The following is a 22,841-nucleotide window of genomic DNA, read 5'->3' on the forward strand; positions in this document are numbered from 1 at the left end:
TTATTTTGTATAGGTCTTATGATTCTTAAACTTATTATAAAAAGGACAAATGATTGTCTATGAAAGATGAAAACATCAAAGGTTTTCTGAAAATAAGGCTTTTATTTGCGCGCCTTCTCGCTTGGTGTTTCTTATTTTTTGAGCGGATATGGCCGCGACTGTTGCCATTTTTTTTAGCGTTAAGTCTTTTATGTTCACTTAGTTGGTTTGGTGTTTTTAATCTCTTAAGTTATTGGTGGCATTTATTTTTTCTTTGGCTTGTACTTTTTGCTATTTTGGGAAGTTTGTTTCTGCTGTTTGGCTTTCGCTTTCCCACAGTAAGGGATGTTGATTGTTATATTGAACAGACAAATGGGTTTAAAAACCAGCCTTTAAGTGTTCAAAAAGATCGTTTGTGTGTTGAAGATAATGATGGTTCTAGTGTAGTTATTTGGCGTGAACATCAACGCCGCATGGCAGAACAGTTGCATCATGTTCAAATCGGATTTGCTTACCCCAATAGTGCTGCCTATGACCCTATAGCTCTTAGGGCACTATTTATTTTGTTGTGTGTGTGTGCTTTTAGTTTTTCTTTTGGCTCATCTGGGGGGCGTTTATCCGATGCGTTTGATCTACGCCCTGTGATTGATGAATCATCAATACGTATTGATGCTTGGGTAACACCACCTGCTTACACAGGTATTGCACCTATTTATTTAACACAAGGTGAGACAACAAAGCTTACTGTTCCTGAAGGTAGTGATGTCGTTGTGCGCGTTGTTAATGGCGCTGGTGTTAAGGTTAAGGCTGTATCTGAAGACGGTGGACACAAAATTTTACTTTCTGAAAAAAGTGAACAAACGGCTTTAAATGATCCAATGACTCGTTTTGAAACACGTTTAGATCGTTCAATGCATTTGTCTATGTCATCGCGTCATAGGCAACAACAATGGCATTTGCACATGATTAAGGATAAAGGGCCGACGATTCATTGGCTTGCAAAACCAGAGAGGATTTTGGCTGGTTCATTAGAGTTACGCTATGAAATGGATGATGATTATGGTGTAACAAAGGCTTTTGTTGCAATAGAACCTCTTCTTGATCAGAATAAAAATGCTTCTCCTCTTTATAAAGCGCCTGAGATAAAGCTTCTTTTAGCGCGTGGTGGAAAAGGTAAAATGCGAACAGTCCAAGATATATCTGGTCATCCATGGGCTGGTAGCGAGGTTAAAATCACTTTGGTAGCAGAAGATGGGGCTGGTCAGCAAGGGCGTAGCAAAACTTTTATTATGATGTTACCACAGCGTATTTTTGCTAACCCTATTGCCCGTGCAGTAGATGAGCAGCGTCGTTTGTTGGCACTTGATGCACATGCACAAGAACGTGTACTTGATATGCTTTCTGCTTTGCTTGTGCGCCCGGAAGATGGTCTTCAAAATGTGACACATTTCTTAGCATTGCAGAGTGCATGGATAAGGCTTTCTGCTGCAAAAACAGATGATCAATTGCGTGATGTGGTTCATTATTTATGGCAAATTGCTTTAGGTATTGAAGGTGATCAGTTCGAGTCTGCTCAGCAAAGATTAAAACAAGCACAGGCTGCTTTGCGTGATGCATTGCGCCATGGCACTTCAAGTGAGGAAATTGAGCGACTGATGGCAAATTTACGCCAAGCTGTGAATGATTATATTAGTGCTTTGCCTGAAAAAAAATCAAAAGATGGCAATGAGCGTAAGACTACACTTTCTGAGGATTCATTATCCCAAAAGTTAGATTCGATTGAAGAAATGGCTAAGTTGGGTTCTTCTTCTGCAGCTGAACAGCTTTTAGCTGAAATTGAGCAAACACTTGATCATTTGCAGAATCGAAAAAGCAATCAAGCTAAAGAGGAAAATGATCATCAAGAAACACAAATGAAAAAAAAGCTAGATCAACTTGGTGATTTGATGCGTCGACAGCAGGAAATTCTTAATGATACGCACCATTTAGAAAAAAAACAACGTTATGATGAAAAAGATGTCACAAGCAATGGGGAAAAGCAAAGCAAAGCTTTGGAAGATCGTCTGATTGAATTACAGTCTGAGTTATCAGAATTAGAAAAAAGACTCTCAGCACAAGGTCTTAAACAAAATGATGCGTTGAAAGAGGCAGAAAAGAAAATGAACTTAGCAAAGACCGCTCTTGATAATGGGGACTATGAAACGTCAATGCAAAATCAGTCAGAGGCTTTAGAATCCTTGCGACAAGGCGCGCAAAGTGTTCTACAAGAAATGCGTGAGATATTGAAAAAAGAAGGAAATAATCACAATGATGCTCATGGCCCTCAAGATCCATTAGGACGTCCGCTTTCTTCACAGACAGGTCAAGATCAAGAAAGTTTGGGGGGAACACAGAAAAATGATCAAATGCGTGCACGACAGATTTTGAAAGAAATTCGCAAACGCCTTAATAATGGTCGTATTCCTGAGGCAGAAAAAAGCTATCTTGAAAGATTGCTTCACTTTCGTTAGTCAAATGTAAATCAATATTAGAAAAAGCGCATTAAAAATTTTTATAAAGTAAGATGCGTTCAAAATAAAGAATACAGCAAAGTAACCGTGCTTTTGATGAAGTGATAATACCGTGGTGTATTTTACTTATGTTACTTTGTTTTTCAATTATTTTGGTTAAAAGTGGAAGGTGAAGATTTTGCTCTTGAGGGGAAGGGGTGCAAACCCATATAAGTTGATTATAAAGGGCTGCAACGTTTGATATTTGTTTCTACATGGTAATGTAAATTGGATATAGTTACACTCAAAGATTTTTATGCTTCTGCACTTGGTCTTCGGGTGCAAACAACGATTTGTGACCAATTGAATTTCTATTGGCCAAATCTTGCTGATAAGCGAGTAATGGGCTTTGGTTATGCAGTTCCTTACCTTTCTGTGTTGTGTACACGTGCACAACACTGTTTTGCTTTTATGCCCGCTAGTCAGGGTGCTTTACCTTGGCCTTGTGCTGATAGGGTTGCTACAGCACTTGTTTTTGAAGAAGATTTACCTCTTCCTGATGCTTCGATTGATTGTGTTTTATTGGTACATGCACTTGAATATACAGAAAATTCACGCGAAACTCTTAAAGAAATATGGCGTGTTTTGGCACCTAATGGTCATTTGATTGTTATTGTTCCCAATCGCAGCGGTTTTTGGGCATGCAATGATCGTACACCTTTTGGTTATGGTGAACCTTATAGTCGCCAACAAATTGTTCGTTTATTTGAGGAAACAAATTTTATACCCGGACCTGTGCAAGAAATTGTACATTATACACCTTCCTTAAATTATACAGCGCGGTTGTTTTCGTTTTTCTATAAACCATTTGTACGCCACCTTTTTCCTTATTTTGGTGGGCTTTTAATGTGTCAGGCGCACAAACATATTTATCAAGGCATAAGTATACAACGCCGCCAATCACGACGTGTGTTCATTCCTACATTATCACCACAGGCTCGCGAGAGATATACTTTGTCTGGATCTGATTTTGTTTCAGAGAAAAATTGATGATGTCAGAATTATTTTAAAGGTAATCATTGCTCATAAAATTCAAAGATTAAGGCGATAGCCGTTTTGATCTGTAATGAGGATCTGAGCATTAGAGGGGTCTTTTTCAATTTTTTTGCGTAAACGATAAATATGGGTTTCTAATGTGTGGGTCACAATGTTTTTATTGTAGCCCCAAATATGTTCCAGCAATGTTTCGCGGCTTACAACTTTGTTACGTGTGTTATAAAGATATTTAAGAATTGCCGCTTCTTTTTCGGTAAGGCGGATTTTATTGCCATGGCAATCAATCAGAAGTTTTTGCCCAGGTTTAAAAGTGTAAGAACCAATGCGAAAAGTTGCATCTTCATGGTGTTCGTATTGATGTAATTGAGTTCGAATACGCGCTAACAATACTGCAAAACGAAAGGGTTTTGTTACATAGTCATTGGCACCTGCTTCGAGGTTTAAAAAAGTATCACAATCTGTGTCATGATCAGTTATCATAATAATGGGAGCACGAAATTTTTGATCGCGTAATTTTTTAACAGCTTCACGACCATCTAGATCAGGCAGTTTAATATCAAAAACAGCAAGATCGATTTTTTCTTTATGAGCTATTGCGATTCCTTCTTTGGCTGTTTTTGCTTGGAGCACTTCAAATTCTTCATGGATTTGCAATTGTTCTAGTAGAATAGAGCGCAAGTCATCCTCTTCCTCAACAATTAAAAGGGTGTAGCTGTTCATTTTTTTTCCTTATAAAGCCTATGTGCGCTATACTTTGTGGAAAGTAATTTCATGAAAATAAAATCTTATGCAAGTAGAATTAAAAAAGAAATGCTATAAAAAACAAACTTTTGTTGCTTTTATGGTCATCCGTCGACAAGCAGGTGTCCATACACGGGGTATTCTTTGTGCTGGTCAGCATCGTTTTTTTTGTGCTTTAGGGCGAGGCGGTATTTCCCCTTATAAGCGCGAAGGTGATGGTGCTACGCCTTTGGCAAATATGCGTTGTTTGGGAGGATTTCGCGATAATTTTTATCGTCCTTTTCCACGTTCAGTTTTGCCATTTCATCGTATTCGCGCACAAGATGGTTGGTGTGATGCTAGTGGTGATGCTAATTATAATCGTTTGGTACGCCTTCCTTACCCTAAAAGTGCTGAAAAAATGCACCGTGAAGATGGTCTTTATGCGATTGGCCTTATTCTAGATTGGAATAGCACACAGCGCAAAATGGAAAGAGGAAGTGCTATTTTTATGCATTTAGCACGGGACAATTATGCCCCAACAGAAGGATGTATTGCACTTTCCCGCCGTGATATGGAACGTCTTTTACCCTATATTAATTGGCGGACAAGAATTGTTGTTTTAGGTTAAAAGCATTTCTGGTTTAAGCCCACCCATAGAGCAAACTTCTTTCCACTCATCTTCTGTGACAGGTTGTACTGATAAGCGCATGGTTTTAACCAGTGCCATGTTTTTTAATTTTGGATTAGCTTTGATTTGTTTTAATGAAACAGGGGTTGGCATATCACAAAGGGCACGAATATCTACGCATTCCCAGCGTGGATCAGAAGTTGTCGAATCAGGATGTGCTTGTGCACATACTTCTACAATGCCTACTATTTCTAACCCTTTGTTGGAATGATAAAAGAATCCTTTATCACCATATTTCATGGCACGCATATTATTGCGCGCTTGATAGTTGCGTACACCATCCCATTGTTCGCCGTGTGCGCCTTTTTGCTTTTGCATGGCCCATGACCATTTTTGAGGTTCAGATTTAAAAAGCCAATAAGCCATTTAGCCTCCTTTTTTATGAACTGAGTTTTTTGTATTGCACTGTGTTTGGTTTTTGCGTTTAATTTTATAAAAAATAAGTGTTGGAAAGATTTTAGCCATAGGGATTTTATATTCTCATACTTTTGCTCCTCGCCGTCCTGTACCGATTAAGGGGGGTGCTTTTTCATCCAACGGCCAGCGTGAGCGAGGGGCAATATCAAGAGAGCTTGTTTGCCCCTGTTCTATGCGTTTTGCACCGGCAAAAGCAATCATTGCGGCATTGTCTGTGCACAAAGAAGGAGGAGGAGCAATAAATTCAAAACCATGTTGGCAAGCCAGCTCTTGCAAACTTAAACGAATGGCTTGATTGGCTGATACTCCGCCTGCAACAACTAAAGCAGGGGGGCGATATTCTTTCTGATGAGCAAGGGGATAGTGGTGGGTAAAATATTGCAAAGCTAAACTAACACGATCTTGCAATGTATCAATGACTGCTGCTTGAAAACTTGCAGCGATGTCAGCAATATCACGCTGTGTTAAAGGAGCCATTGTTGTTGCGGCTTTGCGAACAGCAGTTTTTAGGCCGGAAAAAGAAAAATCTAACCGTTTTTCACCCTTTAAAGGTCGTGGGAGAGAGATACGATTTTTATCTCCTAATAGCGCTGCTTTTTCAAGAGCTGGACCACCAGGGTAAGGAAGACCTAAAAGATTTGCAGTTTTATCAAAGGCTTCTCCCAAGGCATCATCAATGGTTGTTCCTAAGCGTTGGTAATTTCCTATCCCGTGGACAAGAATGGTTTGTGTATGACCGCCTGAGACTAGGAGCAATAAATAGGGAAAGTTTATATCATGAGTCATGAGTGCTGTTAAAGCATGCCCTTCTAAATGATTGACAGCAATAAAAGGTTTTCCGGTAGCAAGAGCTAGTGCTTTTGCACTCATAAGTCCCACTAAAAGCCCTCCAATTAGACCAGGGCCACTTGTGGCTGCAATAGCGTCAATATCTTTCAACTTTATATTAGCTTGTGTAAGTGCTTTAAGAATCAAGCTATCAAGAATTTCAACATGAGCACGCGCAGCAATTTCGGGAACAACACCACCATAAGGTGCATGATGTTCAATTTGGCTCCAAACGATATTGGAAAGAATACAACTTTTTCCATTACTGTTGTGCTCAATAATAGCAGCAGCAGTTTCATCACAGCTTGTTTCTATTCCCAATAGACGCATTGCGGGATAACCTTATGTTGAAAGATTTTTTCATGTAGTGGGTATCACGGATCAAGAGGGATGCAAAGAGTTCTCTTAAAATATAAGGTATATGAGAGGCAATGCATCTGGATATGATCTATGGGGTGTATAGTCAGTGATGGATTATTCCTCCATTTGAAAATTCAATAAAAAAGTAGAATGTTTAGTATAGGATGCATTTTAAAAATATGGTCAGTTATGTTTGTTGACCAATTCTTGGGAATTTTTGTAGTCAAGCCATATGATGTAAGTGTGAGAGGTTGGCAGCGTTAAACCTGGAAAATTTTTTACAATTAGATTTTTATAGGTTTTTAGTACACTTGATGTATTTATTCCAAAATTGATGTGTTTTGTAATTTTTTGACAGTGAGTGGCTACTTTGACAATGAGTAACTGCCATTGGCTGTTGTTGCATTTACTGTTTATGATCAACAATTTTTAAGATTTTTTTTAACATCAATTTTGATGTACTTCCAAGATTTTTTCTCTAAAATATTAAGTGTACTTGAGGGAGGATAGGCTATTAAAATATTTGGTTTAATTGAAATGTCTGGCTTGTGAGTTAAGAGGAATTGAGTAAAAATACTTAAAAAGCGAGATATTCAATTAACGGTTAGCTTTTTAAAGTTTCTTTCATTTTATTATTTTATAATAAAATGAGCGGGAGAAAAGAGGCGTTTATGGCAAAATTTTCAAAACCCAAAGCAAAACCACATTATACTGATACTAACCGTGAAACATCTGTAATTGAGTGTGATGTGATAGATTATGATTTAGAGCAAGAAACACAAAATTCGGCAGAATCAATGACAAAAGAAACACAAAGTACACAAAAAGCAAAGGAAAGGAAAGTATCTGCTATTGCTTGGTTTCATTCGTTGATTTTAGTAATTGTTGGCAGTTTTATCACCTTAAGTTTTTGGATAGGAATGCAATGGGCGGGTTTTCTTTCTCCTTCTCCTTTTTTGAGAAGCGAGCATATTAGAGAAGAACAAGCTTTACAGATTGCTGAAATTGCAAAAAGCCAAGCTGAAGAAACAACGCGGCAATTGCATCATATTATTCAAGAACTTGATGCATTAAAGACAGCTTTTTCTATTTTTTCATCACAAGGTGATAAGTCTTTTCAAAGGGGTGAGGCATCACAAGAAGAAAATAAGGAAATTTTTGCGGCTTTAGAGAAAAAGGTCAATGTTCTTGAAGAGAATATACAAAATTTAGTTGCAATCTCACACGCTATTCATGAAGCTTTATTAGCTGAGCAGGGCAATACAAATGATTTTGCTGCGTTAAAGCAACAAATAGACACTCTACGAGAAGAAATTGCCGCTAAGAATGATATAAGAGGGGGAATAGACCCTGAATTTTTAATGGCGATTAATGCCTTAAAAAATGCCGTCGATCAGGGTAAACCTTATGCCAATGAATTGGAAATAATACAGCGTTTTTCACCTTCAGTTTCTGGGCTTGATCTTTTGCAAGAAACAGCAAATACAGGTCTTCCAAGCCCTGCTAAGCTTGCGGCTGATTTTTCTAGTATTGCAGATACGATTGTTGGGCAACAAAATATTGTTGCACCAGATGCTGGTTTTTTTGCACAAATTTGGGCCTGGATAAAGAGTTTATTTGTTTTACGGCCAGTTGGAAGTGTGGAAGGTGTGACAATAGGTGCGATTGTAGCGCGGATGGAAATGGCCATTCAAGTTGGAGATTACGAAAAGGCTTTAGCAGAGTGGCAAACATTACCCCAAAGTGCTCAGGATATTTCGGTAGATTTTATGCAGCAGTTAAAACGGCATTTAACTGTTCAACGTGTTTTTCAGCAATTACTGATTTTTGTGCAACAAGGATCTTCTAAGGCTATAAAAATGTAAATGGAGCCAAGAATGATACGTGTTTTTATTTATATTTTTGTTGTTTGTGTTCTTGGAGCAGCTTTTGGATGGGTTGTTAGCCATAATAGTGTTGTGACCATAACATTTATGCACACGCGATTATCTATTTCATTGTTAACTTTTTTAAGTACATTTATTGTATTTTTAGGGATTTTATGGGGACTTTTGTATGTTGTTTGTTTTGCACCTGGGGCTTTCTACAATTATTTTTATACACGCCGTCAAAGACGTGGTCGTGAAGCCCTTTCACAGGGCCTTCTTGCAGCCTTTATTGGTGACCATCTAACAGCGCAAAAAATGGAGACACAGGCGTTAAAGTATCTTGAAGAAAATTGTGAACCGTTGATAAAACTTTTACAAGCTCAAACTCTGGTTTTGCAAAAAGATTCTATTCGCGCCATTCACCTCTATGAGGAGATGAGACAAAAGAAATCAACAAAACTTGCAGGGCTTTATGGTTTGTTTCGTGAGGCTATGGATACAAAAACTTATGAAGCAGCACAGCACTATGCACAAGAGGCGTTTACTTTATCACCATCACTTGTGTGGGCTCATCAGGCTGTGCTTGATCGATTGAGTGCTGAGGGGCAATGGGATGAAGCACTGGATGTTTTTGAAAAAGTGCAAAAAGCTTTACCACGCTCTGCCCGTTTGACTGCAGAACGCAATCATACCCATGCTCTGTTACTAAGTGGAAAGGCGCTTCATGTCTTTAAAATCCATCCTGTAAAAGCACGTAGTGCTATTTTAAAAGCACATAAGTTGGTACCTGATTTTGGACCGATAACGGTTATAACAGCTGGTATTCTTTATAAATTAAATGAAACCCGCAAGGCTGATAAAATAATCATTGAAGCTTGGAAGAAGGATCCTCATCCTGATTTTGGAGCACTTTATCTTGGGAGAGAAGAAAGAGCTGTTGGACGTTTGAAAAAAGCTAAAAAACTGGCTTCTTATAATAAAAACACTTTTGAATCAGCCTTTCTTATTGCTAAAGCTGCTTTAGATGCAGGTGAGTTAATATTAGCAAGAGAACAAGCAAAAAAAGCACTAAATTATCACCCCCGTGAAAGTGTGTATTTATTACTAGCAGATATTGAAGAGGTACAAGGAAATGATCAGGGGTTAGTGCATCAGTGGCTCTCTTTAGCACGCAATGCAGAACGTGATCCAACATGGATTTGTGATGATACTCTTTTTTCTTCTTGGTCAGCGGTTTCTCCAATAAGTGGGCGATTGGGCTGTTTTGAATGGAAGGCGCCTCCTCGTCGGTTTCCTTTGACATTAGAAGCTGATGACATTGTACTGAAAAAAGAAGACAAACAAAGTGTTACTGAAATAGCTTTTAAGGATAATCTTTTAAGCAAATGTCCACCTAAAGAAAATGATAGCCCCTTTGAGGTTTACACAAACAAGCAGGATGAAGAAACACTCAATCAGATCCATTTAGATGTTGATGACTCAAACATTAAAACAACGAAAAAAAAGGTTTCTACATCAAAAAAGAAATTTCAATTATTTTAAAGAGAAAAGTTTAAAGTAAACTTTGTTGACAAAAATCATTTTCTTGTGCTTTAGAAGCACGTAACTAAACTATATTGCTGCAATAATAACTAAAAAGAAATTTTTGGCAAAAATGGATCTTGGTAAAAAACAGAAAAATAAAAAGCCAAGAATTGCAGTGGTTTTACATCGTCAATCTCCATGCATTGGCCGCTTGGGACAATTTCTGCAACAAAATGGTTTTGTTCTTGATGCTTATTGCCCTATTGCAGGACAAAAGCTTCCCGATACATTGGAACATTACGCAGGTGTTGTCATTTTAGGTGGCCCGATGAGTGTCAATGACGGGGAAGCATATATTCGTGAAGAAATTAATTGGATTTCTTTATCCATGAAAGAGAATAAACCTTTTTTAGGTATTTGTCTTGGAGCACAAATGTTAGCGCAAAATCTTGGTGGACGTGTTTGTGCTAGAAGTGATAAAATTGTTGAAGTTGGTTGGTATCCACTAGAAGCAACACCTCAAGGTAGAGCGATTATGGATTGGCCTGAAATGGTTTATCATTTTCATGATGAAGGTATTTATGATTTACCTAAAGAGGCAGTTCTTTTAGCAAGTGGTCAAACATACCCTGTACAAGCTTTTCGTTATGGAAATAATGCGTGGGGTTTGCAATTTCATGCTGAATTAACACGGGCTATGATGCAGCATTGGGTCGTGCGTTCAGCTAAAAAATTGACTAAAAAAGGTGCCCAACCTGCCTATGCACATTTACAAGGCCGCTTAATGTATGACAAAGTTTTGCGCCAGTGGTTTAAAAATGCATTGCAACAAATTTTTGGTGTTCCTGCCATTTAAATAAATTTAAAAATTATGTTTATTTTGAAAATAATCTTTGAAAAAAATTTTCGTTTTGTTGGTATTCTATTATGAATATCAAAATAAGAGCTTTTTGATGCTATATTGACGCATTTTGCTCTTCAAAACAGGCCTTTTATGATGAAGGGAAGGGAGAGAGACTTATAGTTGAAGTGCTTGGAAAACTGCTACCGTTTCATTGTTTTTAAAAATCAGAGGTTTAAAGAAATATCTGTGCGCAAGACAACAGGGGGAAATTTTGAAATTTAGATATTTTTTTCAGTGATGCTGATAACAAGATTTCGCATCTATTGGGTCTAAAAAGTATAATAATAGTATTTTAAATTAAGCCTGAGGATAATAATTTATTAGGGTATGTTACTTTTGATTTTTCTATTTTTACGACATTCTTATTTTGTTAATCTTCTCAAAGTTGATAGGGCTTTATGAGTGAAGTTTCAATGATATGCCTCATTTCTTGGAAGAAGATGCGATAGTAGATGATAGAATTGATTGGAAAACAGTATTTGTAGAGAAGAGATGTTTTTTCAGTATAACCAATTGATTTTCATACAGATGGAGTATCTGAGGTAAATAGCTTGTTTCTTTCGATAATGAAGGATATTTGACAAGCAAAATTTAAGTTTCTGTTTCTTTGCATGCAAAATCCTTCTCCACTATACAAGTGTTTGTTTTCTTGTACATAAGCCCGTTTTTTTAAGCTTTATTTTTAATTGATAGCTTGAAGAGTTGCAAACAGCCAGCTTATTTATCGTTTTAAGGTTATGCAGGGGTGAGTAAACCCTTGTTTTCAGCTTGGCTGCTTTGCACACCGCTTTAAGTTTGGAAAGCAGTATTTTTGAGCTGGGCAATCATGTTGGCTGCAAAGATGAAGCGAGAAATATTAAGATCGTTTTCAATAAGTGCACCAATTCGGTTTGTTACATCGCAAATTTGATCTTCTTCGGTTTTAATCCATGCTGCAAGTGGATCATTTTTATCACCGTAGTTTTTTAAGATTTTTATAACAATTTGCCGTACATTTTCAGCAATATTTTCTTTAGCTTGGCTTAAGACCATATCATCATAATAATCAAGAACAGGAATTGTTTGACTGGCGTCATTAATGCGGTTTATGCGAATAATCTGAGTCAATGAAAGATAGATTTTTGCAGTTTTAATAAGGTCGCTTTGGCTTTGTTTTGCGATTAAAGAAATATCACAAATCATTGGGGCAACTTCAAGAAGAGCTAATTGTTTTGCTAAAGTGTTTGGTATTTCTTCTTCGCTATATAATGCTACTTTTTCTGCAATTTTTTCATGTATATCTTCATTGTTGGAGTGTGTAAGCTGTTTTTCAATGGCTTTACGTGCTTGTTGAATTGTTGTCACAAGTTCTTCTAGTGGTACGGATAAATCGATATTGAGCAATCCCCAATTGGTTGTTTCAAAGAGCATTGAAGTAATTGCTGCATAAAATTTATTTTGAACAAGGCCGGGTATTTTATTGTCAAGATTATCAATCTGGTCAGAAAGCTGAGGGATTTCAAATCCATCACGAATAGCAATAAAAACACGAATAATATTTTCAGCCTTTTGTCCCGTTTTATCTTTCAGGCGACTAACAAAAGTAGGTCCTCCACGATTAACAATATCGTTGGCAATGAGCGTGGCAACAATATCACGACGCAATTGGTGGTTAATAATTTCGTTCTTAAAACTTTTTTGGAGTTGAATTGGAAAATAATTTAACAAGGCTGTATCAAAATAATGATTGTCAACAATGGAATTGTTAATGATTTCTTCTTGCAGTGTTAATTTAGCATAAGCCAAAATAACAGCCAATTCTGGGCGTGTAAGGCTTTGACCTTGAGCCATTCTTTGGCGCAAAATTTGATCATCAGGCAGAATTTCAACCCTGCGATCAAGCAGTTTTTTCTGTTCTAAATCATGTATAAAGCGGGCTTGGTAAGGCAGGTCAATAATGCCACGACTTTCAGCCAAAGAAAGGGCAAGAGTTTGCAGATAATTGTTGCGTAGAACTAATTGTTCAACTTGTGGTGTCATTTGTTTTAAAAGTGTATCACGTTCTTTACGCGTAAGCATTTGAGCACGCATTGCTGATGCAAGAACAATTTTGATATTTACTTCAAGATCGGAACAATTAACTCCTGCGGAATTGTCAATGGCATCGGTATTACACCGCCCACCATTTAAGACATATTCAATACGACCACGTTGGGTAAGACCAAGATTGGCCCCCTCACCAATGACTTTGGCGCGTATTTGTTCGCCGGTAATGCGAAGTGCGTCATTAGCACGGTCGCCCACTTGAGCATCGGTTTCTGTTATTGCACGTATATAGGTACCAATGCCACCAAACCATAAAAGATCAACAGGAGCTTTTAAAATGGCTGTAATAATTTCAAAGGGTGTTCCTGTTTGTTTCTCAAAACCGATGGCTTGTGCAGCTTCAGGAGAAAGAGTAATGGTTTTGGCTGCTCGTGAAAAGATACCACCACCTTTTGATAATTTCGCTTTGTCATAGTCTTGCCAACTTGAGCGGGGGAGTTGAAACAGACGCATACGTTCTGTATAACTTTCAGCTATATTGGGTTGTGGATCGATGAAAATATCGCGGTGATCGAAAGCAGCGATAAGCTTTGTTTGTTTGGACAATAACATTCCATTACCAAAGACATCTCCCGACATGTCGCCAACGCCGACACAACTAAAGGGGGTTGTTTGAATGTCCTGGTCAAATAATTCCCGAAAATGTCTTTTAACAGCTTCCCATGCACCTTTAGCCGTGATTCCAATGACTTTGTGGTCATAACCTGCTGATCCTCCAGAAGCAAAAGCATCATCAAGCCAAAAGTTACCTGCTTGGCTGATTGCGTTTGCAGTATCGGAAAAAGTTGCTGTGCCTTTGTCTGCCGCAACAACAAAATAAGGATCGTCACCATCATGGCGGATCACATTTGTGGGGGCACTTATTTTGCCATTGACGAGATTATCAGTAATGGAAAGCAAAGCTGTGATATAGTGAATATAAGCTTGTCGTGCTGCTTCTACCACCACAGCGCGGTCGTTGGTTTGGGGAAGGTGGTGGGGATAGAAGCCACCTTTTGCACCCACAGGAACAATAACTGCATTTTTAACCTGTTGGGCTTTGACTAAATCTAATACTTCAGTACGGTAATCTAATGCGCGGTCAGACCAACGAATGCCGCCACGGGCAATAGGACCAAAGCGCAAATGGACCCCTTCTACTTCTGGTCCGTAAACAAAAATTTCTCGATAAGGGCGTGGCTCAGGTAAGCTTTCAATTTGGCGTGGGTCTAGCTTGGTTGCCAAAATACGCCGTGGGTTACCATTTGGAAGAGGAACAAAAGCATTGGTTCGTAAGCTTGCGGCGATGAGATTGCGATAGCGGCGTAAAATGAGGTCATCATCCAGATTGGGGACCATCTGCAATTTTTCTTCGATACGCTGTTGAATGATTTGTTCGTTGTTTTGGCGTTCTTTCTCTTGGTGGCTTGGATGAAACTTCAAATGAAATAAAGCGTAAAGATCCTTGGTAATATCGGGATAAGCATTTAAAGTTTGAGCGACACGTTTTTGTGAATAAGGAATTCCAGCTTGTTGAAGATAGCGTCCGTAATGGCGCAAAATAACGATTTCACGCCAATCAAGTTGGGCCGTTTGTGTTAAGGCATTAAAGGCATCATCATCGGCATTTTTAGCCCAAATGGCTTCAAAGGTTTCAGCGTGTTTTTGACCATTTTCATTAAGATCAATACAGGTTTGGAAAGCACTTTCCAGTTGCATATCATGAAGATACACATATTTCCCATGCCCATCTGGTAACTCAAGTGTTTGTTCAGCGATGACACGAAAGCCCATATTTTCAAGAAGTGGGACACGTATAGAAAGGGCAAGTGCTTCGTGGCGATGAAAAAGTCTGAGAGAAATATTGTGTTTTTCTTTATGATGGGTGTGATAAAAAGTGACAAAAAGAGGCTTTTCATCGTTAAGGCTTAAAATATGGTCTGCATCTGCAATGGCATCTTCAGCTGAAAATAAATCACGATAGCTGTTTGGAAATTGGCTTGCTAGAAGGGTTTGTTGTTCTGTTGCTTTGTGGGCAAGAGCCACAGCTTGAACATTATCTTCCCAGTTTCTTGTTATTGAGCGAACTTGTTGTTCAAGTATAGTGCGTTCAATAACAGGAGCACTGTGGTTTCCTTTGCGGTGAATGATATAGTGAATGCGAATGAGTGTGCTTTCTAGGAAGAGCGGGTAAGATTCAAAAAAATCACCTTCATAAGTGTCAACAAAATACGCGCCAATTTTTTCAGGAATATTACTGCTGTATTGATCACGCGGGACGTAAACAAGTATGGAAACAAAGCGTCCAAAAGAATCAGTATGTGCAAGCACGCGTAAACGTGGACGTTCATCTAATTGCAAAATAAGTTCGGCATTTTCTGTTAATGTATCAACGTCAGAGCGAAACATTTCATCTCTTGGATAAGTTTCTAAAACGTTAATAAGTGCTTTTCCAGAATAGTCAGCCTGATTATATCCAAGGCGTTGAATAATGGTTTGTGTTTTTTCTTTTAAGAAAGGAATTTGCAAAACAGAGCGGGTATAAGCAGAAGATGTAAACAACCCTACAATACGTAATTCCCCACATATACGCCCTTCTTTATCAAAAATTTTAATTCCAATATAATCTAACCAAATGGGACGGTGAATTTTTGAGCGGCTATTGGCTTTTGTCACAATAAGAAGATCATTACTTTCCATAAAAGATAAAACTTCTTGGGGGCGTTCTTCTACGTGTGTATCGCCAATAATGCGAATGGAGGCATCTGTGAGAATACCCAATTCAATATTGCCAGCTTTCAAACTGTTTTGGGGTTCTTTATTTTTAATGAAGTCATAAGTACGCATTCCAAGGAAAATAAAATTATTATCTGTAAGCCAATTGAGAAATTCAATGGCTTTTTCACCTTCTTTTTGGTAATTTTGTGGGAGGTTTGTTTGATAGGCGTGGATATGCTTTTTAAGTTCCTCCAGCATAGGTTTCCAGTCTTGCACAGCGGCATTGACTTGTTCAAGAACTAGAGTGAGTTCATCTTTAAGTATTTTGGCCTTTTGTTTGCTTAATGCTTCAATGTGAATTTGTATAAGGCTAATGCGTTGTCCAGAAGGGCAATCAAGAACAGGATGCGCAATTAAATAAATGTGGTTTGCGTGTTGATTAAAGACGTTTAAAACAGAATCAAGTAGGAAAGGTTTGTTATCATTGACAAGTGTGATAGCAGTTATAGGCTTGCTGCTACGTGTTAGCTCTTTTTGTTCAAAGCAAATGGTGCTTTTTCCTGCTTGATGTAAGCTGAGCGCTTTAGAAGCAATAGCCGCAGCTTTTTCGAGTTCATCTTTTTTATAACAAGCAATATCTTCTTTATCAGTATGGGCGAAAAGGATTTTTGCTAATTGTTTTTGATTGTTCTTGATATCTAATGCTTCTTGTTTTGACATAGTTATACTCCCCTTTTTGCTCTTGGTGACCTTTTCTCCTCACAAGAGCAGGTCGTTTATGCCATCTTTATACTGTACCATTTTATTTTTGAATGAATAGTTATTTATTCAGATAATTATAAAATTTTTTCGCAAGTTAGAGTAATGCTGTAAATTTTGGATAAATAGTTGGCATAAGTAAAAGGATATTTTTATTGATATTTTTTCTATGAAAAAGTAACATGTTTTTAAAATATACACTAACAATAAATATAAAGATGACAGATCTTCCAGAAAGACTTTTAAACGGTTATCGGTCCTTTATGACCAATAATTTTTCGCAGCAGGCAGCGCGTTATCGGCAATTGGCAGAAGAAGGGCAAAAGCCTGAAATTTTGATGATTGCGTGTTGTGATTCGCGTGCAGCGCCAGAAACGATTTTTGATGCCAGTCCTGGTGAAATTTTTGTTGTGCGCAATGTGGCAAATTTTGTTCCACCTTTTTCTCCTGGTGATCAATATGATGCAACAGCAGCAGCAATTGAGTTTGCAGTGCAGTCGCTGAAAGTTAAGCACGTTGTTATTTTAGGTCATGGGCGTTGTGGGGGAATTAATATTGTTCTTGGTGAGGTGTATAAGCCCTTGTCATCGAACAATTGTATGGGGCTATGGATGGATCTTTTGGTTTCGGTGGGAAAAGGGGCTTGCTGTCGTGAATCGATGACTGAAACACAGCGACAGGCTGCGTTGGAGCATTTTTCTATTCGTTATTCGTTGAAAAATTTAGAGACATTTCCATGGTTAAAAGAACGTAAAGATCAGGGGCTTTTGACAGTTCATGGTGCTTGGTTTGATATTTCAAACGGTGAATTGTGGAGCTTAGAACAAGAAACAGGGCATTTTATGCGTGTTGAGGAAAAATTACTCACCCGGTCATAAATATCTTTAATATCTTTTTGTTGCCTAATCTTTGTGTGCAAAGGTAATTTATGATCAATCTTGACAAAGAGTAGTTTTTGTTGTTTGAAGAAACAAACATTCAGTGACAAGAATTAACTTGGAGCCACCGACTGGGACCCCACTTATTTTAAGGGTATAAAAAGATCCCAGAGGTCAACATCCGATAACGCGTTGCGTCCTCGGATGCCATTTTGATTTGTTTGTTATGTGGTCAATGAGGTAGATGATGTTTGAATCTTTGCAGGAGCGTCTTGGTTCCATTCTGTCCAATTTGACAGGGCGTGGTGCTTTGTCAGATCAGGATGTTGCAACAGCGCTGCGTGAGATTCGTCGTGCTTTGTTAGAAGCTGATGTTGCACTGGATGTGGTGCGTTCTTTCACTGATAGGGTTCGTGAAAAAGCTGTTGGCTCTGCTATTGTTAAATCTATTAAGCCTGGCCAAATGGTTGTTAAAATTGTTCACGATGAACTTGTGAGCGTGTTGGGTGATGAGGCTGTCCTTAGTGATCTAAACGCACCAGCACCAGTTGTTATCATGTTGATTGGTTTGCAAGGTTCGGGGAAAACAACTACGACAGCAAAGCTTGCAAAGCGTTTAACTGACAAACACAATAAAAAAGTTTTGATGGCGTCACTAGATACGCGCCGCCCCGCAGCACAAGAACAGCTTCGTCAATTAGGAGAGCAGGCGCAGCTTGCAAGCTTACCTATTATTTCTGGTCAATCTGCTGTTGATATTACTGCACGGGCAGTGCAGGCAGCAAAATTAGGCGCTTATGATGTTTTGCTTCTTGATACAGCAGGACGCAATCATCTTGATGATGCTTTGATGATTGAATTGGCTGAGATCAAGGCATTGTCGCTTCCTCATGAAATTATGTTGGTTGCTGATAGCCTTACCGGTCAAGATGCTGTTCATCTTGCGCGTTCTTTTGATGAACGTGTAGGCCTTACAGGAATTATTTTAACACGAATGGATAGTGATGGCCGCGGTGGTGCAGCACTTTCAATGCGTGCTGTTACAGGAAAGCCGATCAAAGCCATTGGGGTTGGTGAAAAAATAGATGCTTTGGAAGAGTTTCACCCTCATCGTATTGCAAATCGTATCCTTGGCATGGGGGATATTGTTTCTTTAGTTGAAAAGACTGCTGAAGCGATTGATCATGAAAAGGCGATGAATTTTGCAAAAAAGATGCAGGCTGGAAAATTTGACCTTAATGATCTTGCAGAGCAATTACAAAAAATGAAAAAACTTGGGGGTATGGGCAGCATTATGGGAATGATGCCGGGTTTGGGAAAGATGAAAGAGCAAATAGCGGCTGCAGGTCTTAATGATCATCTTTTGAACCGCCAATTGGCTATTATTTCATCAATGACATTTGCAGAGCGTGCTAATCCTGAGATTTTGAAACATAGTCGTAAACAAAGAATTGCTAAAGGATCTGGTACAAGTGCCGCTGATATTAATAAGCTTTTGAAAATGCACCGTCAAATGGCTGATATGATGAAAGCTATGGGAGGAAAAGGCAAAGGCGGTTTGATGGGAAAAATGTTAGGAGGGCTTGGTTCCAAACTAGGATTTGGGGCTGGGGGTGTTCCTGGTAATATGCCTAATTTATCGGGAATTGATCCGGCACAGTTATCGGCGTTACAAAAGCAGATTAAAAATGGTAATTTAGGAGAGAAATTACCTGGTCTTCCTCAGAGTGGATTACCATTTCCCGGTCTTCCCAGTGGCCTTTCTGGGAATGGGGGGAAATTGCCTCCGCTTCCTAAGAAGAAATCGTAAAGCACAAGAAAAAAGGAAGCGTGATGCAAAAGAAAGTACCAGATGGTTTGACGCGTTTACAAACATCTATTGATAATTTTGGTGTGACGCTGGTTCATATTTTAGCAAAATGCTTTTGCTGTATACAAGCAATTGGGGAGTTAAAAGCTTGTTATGATTTATCTGCAGTTTATGTGACGTGTGAGCAAAATAAGGTTGCTGGTTTGCGACAATTGTTTATGGACAATTGTCTTGAACCTGATTTTGCTGAAAAATTTTTAAATTTCACCATTAGAAGTGATTTACCATAATAATCGTTGCTGAAAGGCAAAGAAACAAAGCAAATTAATTTAGATAAAAATTAAAGTTGATCGGAGAAAAAGATGGCATTAAAAATTCGTTTGTCTCGTGGGGGCTCAAAAAAGCGTCCTTATTACCATATTGTTGTTGCGGATGTGCGTAGTCCGCGCGATGGGCGTTTTCTTGAGCGTGTTGGTGCGTGGAACCCCATGTTGCCTAAAGATCAACAGCGTGTAAAGCTAAACGAAGAACGTATTCAATATTGGCTTGGTCAGGGTGCTCAGCCGACAGATCGTGTTTTGCGGTTTTTAGATGCTGCTGGTTTGAAAAAACGCCCAGCACGTAATAACCCACACAAAGGTGAGCCTGGTAAAAAAGCACAAGAACGTGCTGCAGCAGCAAAGCAAGCTGCTGAAGAAGCATCAGCTTCAATTGCTGAAGAAACTGTATCAGAAGAAGTAGCTGTATCGCAAGAAGATGCTGTATCAAAAGAGGCGGCTGTATCAGGAGAAGCATAGGCGCTTTAAATCTCTTAACTTAAGAGAAGTGTTGTGAAAGCTTGTGTTTTAAGCAGGCAATCATTGCTTGTTTTTATCTGAAAGATGTTTGCTTGTCTTTTAAAAGGTGGTTTGGTTTTTTAAGCCATTAATTTGAGCCTTTTAAAAGTCAATAGCGCGGCCTTTAATTTCCCAATCTCCATAACGTGCTGGGTCTTTTCCGCCGCGCCCACCATTTTCCAAAGGCATATTTTCATGGAGTGCTTGTTTACGTCTTTGTGCAGCCTCTTTGAGGGCACGTTGTGCTTCTGGGGGAAGGGGGCGCTGCTTAAGGGAAGCTGCATTTTGTTTTGTTGCATCTTGTTCTATCACTTTATCTTTTTGGTCCATTTTATGCCTTTCTTCCATTGAAGAATCAAAAAATCCTTATCATATAGATATTATTACGCATTATCATGGAGTTTTAAAGCAATGAATATCCTGCGCACAACAATGCTTGTGGCTTTTATGACTGCACTTTTTATGGGGGTTGGTTATCTTATTGCAGGAAGCAATGGTATGGTTATTGCTCTTTTGATGGCAGGGGGTTTAAACTTTTTTTCTTATTGGAATTCAGATAAAATCGTTTTGCGTATGTATGGTGCGCGTGAAGTGGATCAGCATTCGGCACCCGTTTATTATAAGATTGTGCGTGAATTGGCGCAAAGAGCTTCTCTTCCACAGCCGAAGGTCTATATCATAGACAATAGGCAACCCAATGCTTTTGCTACAGGACGCAATCCGCACAATGCAGCTGTTGTTGCAAGTACAGGGCTGTTAGAGCGGTTAAGTCCAGAAGAAATTGCTGGGGTCATGGCTCATGAGTTAGCGCATATTCAACATCGTGATACCTTGATTATGACTCTTAGCGCAACAATTGCAGGGGCAATTTCTATGCTTGGTAATTTTGCTTTATTGATGGGGGGGCAGCGTTCTTCTTCAGAGCATTCGCATGGTGCTGGGGTGCTTGGTAGTCTTATTGCTCTGTTTGTGGCGCCTTTTGCAGCTATGTTGGTGCAAATGGCTATTAGCCGTACACGTGAATATGCTGCTGATCGACGTGGAGCTGAAATATGCGGTAATCCCTTATGGTTGGCTTCAGCTTTGAGTAAAATTGCAGGTGGGGGACATATGGTGTATAATGAACAGGCAGAGCATAATCCGGCAACGGCTCATATGTTTATTGTTAATCCTTTGAAAGGTGAGGGAGCAGATAGCCTTTTTTCTACTCATCCAACGACTGCAAATCGTATTGCGGCTCTTTATAAGCAAGCTGAGGAAATGAATATATTCAAAGCCAAGAATATAAAAGAAGGTAAAAAGAGTATGTTTGGTGAAAAGGTGAGCGGTTTAGATTTAGAGAATGAAGATTTAAATTTTAGTGCTCAAAACGATGCTCTTAATCGTCAGGAAAGGGGTGCTTTTCGGCGTACAACAGATCGTCCTTCTTGGCTTCGTCATCAGAATTTTAAAAAGCCTCGGTCATAGTGTTTTTAAAGGGGGAGGTGTAGAGGTGTTATTGTGCAAAATAAAAAAGCGGGATGTATGTCTGAAAAGAATATTCCGGGATTGGTTGTTCGCCAAGTTTGTGTCCGTCTTTTAGGTGTGGTGCTTGATAAGCATAAGTCTCTTTCTGGTTTGACCGATCATGAATATGGACATCCACATTATTTAAAGCTTTCACACCGTGATCGCCTATTATGTCGGGCTATTTTAATGGCGGCTTTGCGTCATCGAGGTCAGATTACAGCTGCTTTATCGCGTTTTTTAAAACGGTCTTTGCCGCTTCAAGCATTGTCGCTTCAGCATCTTTTACATATCAGTGCAGCACAAATTCTTTATCTTGATATTCCTGATCATGCGGCGATTGATTTGGCGGTGCAAATGGCTAAAATTGACCCGCGCACACGCCGTTTTTCAGGGTTAGTGAATGCTATTTTACGCAATTTTGCACGTGAGGCGGTGTGTTTGCGTGTGCAAGAGCCGACCATTAAGGATGTTCCAGCTTGGTTTGGGCAGCTTTTGGTGTCAACATATGGGGTTGATAAGGCGCATCAAATTTTAGCGATACAAAATAATGCACCATCGCTTGATTTGACTGTAAAATCAGACAGTATTGGTTGGGCAAAGCGGCTTGGGGGTGTTGTTTTGCCTAATGGTTCAATTCGGCTTGGCGCTTTGGATGGTTCTGTGGTTAATTTACCAGGATATGCGCAAGGGGCTTGGTGGGTTCAAGATTTTGCAGCAGCATTACCTGCTTGTTTGTTAGGAGATATTCGTGGCAAACGGGTTGTTGATTTTTGCGCAAGCCCTGGTGGAAAAACGGCTCAATTGGCTTTGCAAGGGGCAGATGTGACAGCTGTTGAGAGTTCGGCTAATCGGTTAGAGCGTTTAAAAGAAAATATGGAACGTCTTCATTTGTCAGCCCATTATTGGACTGGTGATATGAGAGATTTTTATTCTGAGCGGCTTTTTGATGCGGTTCTTCTTGATGCACCTTGTTCTTCTACGGGGACGATACGCCGTCATCCAGATATTTTATGGACTAAATCGTCTGACGATATCACCAAATTAGCAGCTCTACAGTATGATCTTCTTTTGGCAGCAATTGCTTTTGTAAAGAAGGGTGGATGCATTATTTTTTCTAATTGTTCATTGGCAAGACAAGAGGGAGAAGACCTTATTAAAAAGATTTTGTCTACGCGTGATGATATTATTTTAGATCCCATTTTAACAGAGGAGATGGGTTCTATGAAGCATTTGCTCTCTTATGATGGTACTTTGCGCACAACGCCTGCTGATTGTTGCTATGATAATTGTGATGTTGAAGACCCGCTGTTATTTGGAATGGATGGTTTTTTTGCAGCACGTTTACGCAAGGTGGCTTAATTAACGTTTCATTTACATAAATCGCCGACATTCACTGTGTTTGATAAAGAAATGATTGAGCATTTTGTTTGA

The 22,841-nt window shown here is 39.0% G+C and carries 17 protein-coding genes; 12 read left to right on the forward strand and 5 right to left on the reverse strand.

The annotated features are described in order from the left end of the window. Positions 1-59 precede the first annotated feature (59 nt). Both J7R05_RS01130 and J7R05_RS01135 read left to right on the forward strand, forming a co-directional pair. Entirely contained in the window at positions 60-2,489 is a 2,430-nt protein-coding gene (locus tag J7R05_RS01130) for a TIGR02302 family protein (protein WP_208540831.1), read from the forward strand. A gap of 267 nt (positions 2,490-2,756) precedes the next feature. Continuing rightward, positions 2,757-3,518: a class I SAM-dependent methyltransferase gene (locus tag J7R05_RS01135; RefSeq protein ID WP_208540832.1), complete on the forward strand. Its 762-nt coding sequence runs from the start codon at positions 2,757-2,759 to the stop codon at positions 3,516-3,518. Positions 3,519-3,560: 42 nt separating this feature from the next. Here the strand turns inward: J7R05_RS01135 and J7R05_RS01140 are convergent, their stop codons facing one another. After that, positions 3,561-4,244, reverse strand: coding sequence for a response regulator transcription factor (locus tag J7R05_RS01140; protein WP_208540833.1), 684 nt, complete (start codon positions 4,242-4,244; stop codon positions 3,561-3,563). A gap of 67 nt (positions 4,245-4,311) precedes the next feature. Between J7R05_RS01140 and J7R05_RS01145 the strand changes: the two genes are divergently transcribed. Continuing rightward, positions 4,312-4,875 carry a L,D-transpeptidase family protein gene (locus J7R05_RS01145; RefSeq protein WP_007476382.1) on the forward strand — a complete coding sequence of 188 codons (564 nt, stop codon included), beginning with the start codon at positions 4,312-4,314 and terminating at the stop codon, positions 4,873-4,875. On the opposite strand, the gene J7R05_RS01150 is transcribed toward J7R05_RS01145, so the two are convergent. Together J7R05_RS01150 and tsaD are read right to left on the reverse strand one after the other, a co-directional pair. Then, a complete protein-coding gene (locus J7R05_RS01150; RefSeq protein WP_208540834.1) occupies positions 4,867-5,301 on the reverse strand; it encodes an EVE domain-containing protein in 435 nt (144 codons plus the stop codon). The genes J7R05_RS01145 and J7R05_RS01150 overlap by 9 nt on opposite strands. A gap of 114 nt (positions 5,302-5,415) precedes the next feature. Then, on the reverse strand, positions 5,416-6,510 hold the full coding sequence (gene tsaD, locus J7R05_RS01155; RefSeq protein WP_208540835.1) for a tRNA (adenosine(37)-N6)-threonylcarbamoyltransferase complex transferase subunit TsaD: 1,095 nt from the start codon (positions 6,508-6,510) through the stop codon (positions 5,416-5,418). A gap of 701 nt (positions 6,511-7,211) precedes the next feature. Between tsaD and J7R05_RS01160 the strand changes: the two genes are divergently transcribed. The 3 genes from J7R05_RS01160 to J7R05_RS01170 all read left to right on the forward strand — a co-directional run bounded on the left by J7R05_RS01160 (position 7,212) and on the right by J7R05_RS01170 (position 10,788). Further along, the gene (locus J7R05_RS01160) at positions 7,212-8,405 is read left to right on the forward strand and encodes a COG4223 family protein (protein ID WP_208540836.1); all 1,194 of its coding nucleotides are present in this window, start codon (positions 7,212-7,214) and stop codon (positions 8,403-8,405) included. 12 nt (positions 8,406-8,417) lie between these two features. Beyond that, positions 8,418-9,950: a heme biosynthesis protein HemY gene (locus J7R05_RS01165; RefSeq protein WP_208540837.1), complete on the forward strand. Its 1,533-nt coding sequence runs from the start codon at positions 8,418-8,420 to the stop codon at positions 9,948-9,950. 112 nt (positions 9,951-10,062) lie between these two features. Further along, complete coding sequence (locus J7R05_RS01170; protein WP_208540984.1) at positions 10,063-10,788, forward strand: glutamine amidotransferase; 726 nt, start codon at positions 10,063-10,065, stop codon at positions 10,786-10,788. A gap of 837 nt (positions 10,789-11,625) precedes the next feature. Here J7R05_RS01170 and J7R05_RS01175 read toward each other — a convergent pair. After that, positions 11,626-16,338, reverse strand: a complete 4,713-nt coding sequence (locus J7R05_RS01175; RefSeq protein ID WP_208540838.1) for an NAD-glutamate dehydrogenase — start codon at positions 16,336-16,338, stop codon at positions 11,626-11,628. Positions 16,339-16,595: 257 nt separating this feature from the next. Between J7R05_RS01175 and J7R05_RS01180 the strand changes: the two genes are divergently transcribed. The 4 genes from J7R05_RS01180 (at position 16,596) to rpsP (ending at position 19,862) form a co-directional block, all read left to right on the forward strand. Continuing rightward, positions 16,596-17,255, forward strand: a complete 660-nt coding sequence (locus J7R05_RS01180; protein ID WP_208540839.1) for a carbonic anhydrase — start codon at positions 16,596-16,598, stop codon at positions 17,253-17,255. Positions 17,256-17,502: 247 nt separating this feature from the next. Further along, the gene (gene ffh / locus J7R05_RS01185) at positions 17,503-19,065 is read left to right on the forward strand and encodes a signal recognition particle protein (protein WP_208540985.1); all 1,563 of its coding nucleotides are present in this window, start codon (positions 17,503-17,505) and stop codon (positions 19,063-19,065) included. Between the two features lie 23 nt (positions 19,066-19,088). Then, complete coding sequence (locus tag J7R05_RS01190; RefSeq protein WP_208540840.1) at positions 19,089-19,355, forward strand: chorismate mutase family protein; 267 nt, start codon at positions 19,089-19,091, stop codon at positions 19,353-19,355. 72 nt (positions 19,356-19,427) lie between these two features. Continuing rightward, entirely contained in the window at positions 19,428-19,862 is a 435-nt protein-coding gene (gene rpsP / locus J7R05_RS01195) for a 30S ribosomal protein S16 (protein ID WP_078690235.1), read from the forward strand. A gap of 141 nt (positions 19,863-20,003) precedes the next feature. On the opposite strand, the gene J7R05_RS01200 is transcribed toward rpsP, so the two are convergent. Next, positions 20,004-20,231 (reverse strand): DUF1674 domain-containing protein, encoded by a 228-nt coding sequence (locus J7R05_RS01200; protein ID WP_208540986.1) that lies wholly within the window; start codon positions 20,229-20,231, stop codon positions 20,004-20,006. Positions 20,232-20,312: 81 nt separating this feature from the next. Between J7R05_RS01200 and htpX the strand changes: the two genes are divergently transcribed. Both htpX and J7R05_RS01210 read left to right on the forward strand, forming a co-directional pair. Continuing rightward, positions 20,313-21,368 carry a zinc metalloprotease HtpX gene (gene htpX / locus J7R05_RS01205; protein ID WP_208540841.1) on the forward strand — a complete coding sequence of 352 codons (1,056 nt, stop codon included), beginning with the start codon at positions 20,313-20,315 and terminating at the stop codon, positions 21,366-21,368. 33 nt (positions 21,369-21,401) lie between these two features. Further along, the gene (locus tag J7R05_RS01210; RefSeq protein WP_208540842.1) at positions 21,402-22,769 is read left to right on the forward strand and encodes an RsmB/NOP family class I SAM-dependent RNA methyltransferase; all 1,368 of its coding nucleotides are present in this window, start codon (positions 21,402-21,404) and stop codon (positions 22,767-22,769) included. Positions 22,770-22,841 lie beyond the last annotated feature (72 nt).

Origin of the sequence: Bartonella capreoli (genome assembly GCF_902813205.1) — a bacterium.
Lineage (GTDB): Bacteria > Pseudomonadota > Alphaproteobacteria > Rhizobiales > Rhizobiaceae > Bartonella > Bartonella schoenbuchensis.

Excerpts from the sequence above, each read along its gene's own strand:
- J7R05_RS01130 (WP_208540831.1), top strand. The coding sequence starts at position 60 with ATGAAAGATGAAAACATCAAAGGTTTTCTGAAAATAAGGCTTTTATTT.
- J7R05_RS01140 (WP_208540833.1), bottom strand. The coding sequence starts at position 4,244 with ATGAACAGCTACACCCTTTTAATTGTTGAGGAAGAGGATGACTTGCGC.
- J7R05_RS01145 (WP_007476382.1), top strand. The coding sequence starts at position 4,312 with ATGCAAGTAGAATTAAAAAAGAAATGCTATAAAAAACAAACTTTTGTT.
- J7R05_RS01150 (WP_208540834.1), bottom strand. The coding sequence starts at position 5,301 with ATGGCTTATTGGCTTTTTAAATCTGAACCTCAAAAATGGTCATGGGCC.
- tsaD (WP_208540835.1), bottom strand. The coding sequence starts at position 6,510 with ATGCGTCTATTGGGAATAGAAACAAGCTGTGATGAAACTGCTGCTGCT.
- J7R05_RS01160 (WP_208540836.1), top strand. The coding sequence starts at position 7,212 with ATGGCAAAATTTTCAAAACCCAAAGCAAAACCACATTATACTGATACT.
- J7R05_RS01165 (WP_208540837.1), top strand. The coding sequence starts at position 8,418 with ATGATACGTGTTTTTATTTATATTTTTGTTGTTTGTGTTCTTGGAGCA.
- J7R05_RS01170 (WP_208540984.1), top strand. The coding sequence starts at position 10,063 with ATGGATCTTGGTAAAAAACAGAAAAATAAAAAGCCAAGAATTGCAGTG.
- J7R05_RS01175 (WP_208540838.1), bottom strand. The coding sequence starts at position 16,338 with ATGTCAAAACAAGAAGCATTAGATATCAAGAACAATCAAAAACAATTA.
- J7R05_RS01180 (WP_208540839.1), top strand. The coding sequence starts at position 16,596 with ATGACAGATCTTCCAGAAAGACTTTTAAACGGTTATCGGTCCTTTATG.
- ffh (WP_208540985.1), top strand. The coding sequence starts at position 17,503 with ATGTTTGAATCTTTGCAGGAGCGTCTTGGTTCCATTCTGTCCAATTTG.
- J7R05_RS01190 (WP_208540840.1), top strand. The coding sequence starts at position 19,089 with ATGCAAAAGAAAGTACCAGATGGTTTGACGCGTTTACAAACATCTATT.
- rpsP (WP_078690235.1), top strand. The coding sequence starts at position 19,428 with ATGGCATTAAAAATTCGTTTGTCTCGTGGGGGCTCAAAAAAGCGTCCT.
- J7R05_RS01200 (WP_208540986.1), bottom strand. The coding sequence starts at position 20,231 with ATGGACCAAAAAGATAAAGTGATAGAACAAGATGCAACAAAACAAAAT.
- htpX (WP_208540841.1), top strand. The coding sequence starts at position 20,313 with ATGAATATCCTGCGCACAACAATGCTTGTGGCTTTTATGACTGCACTT.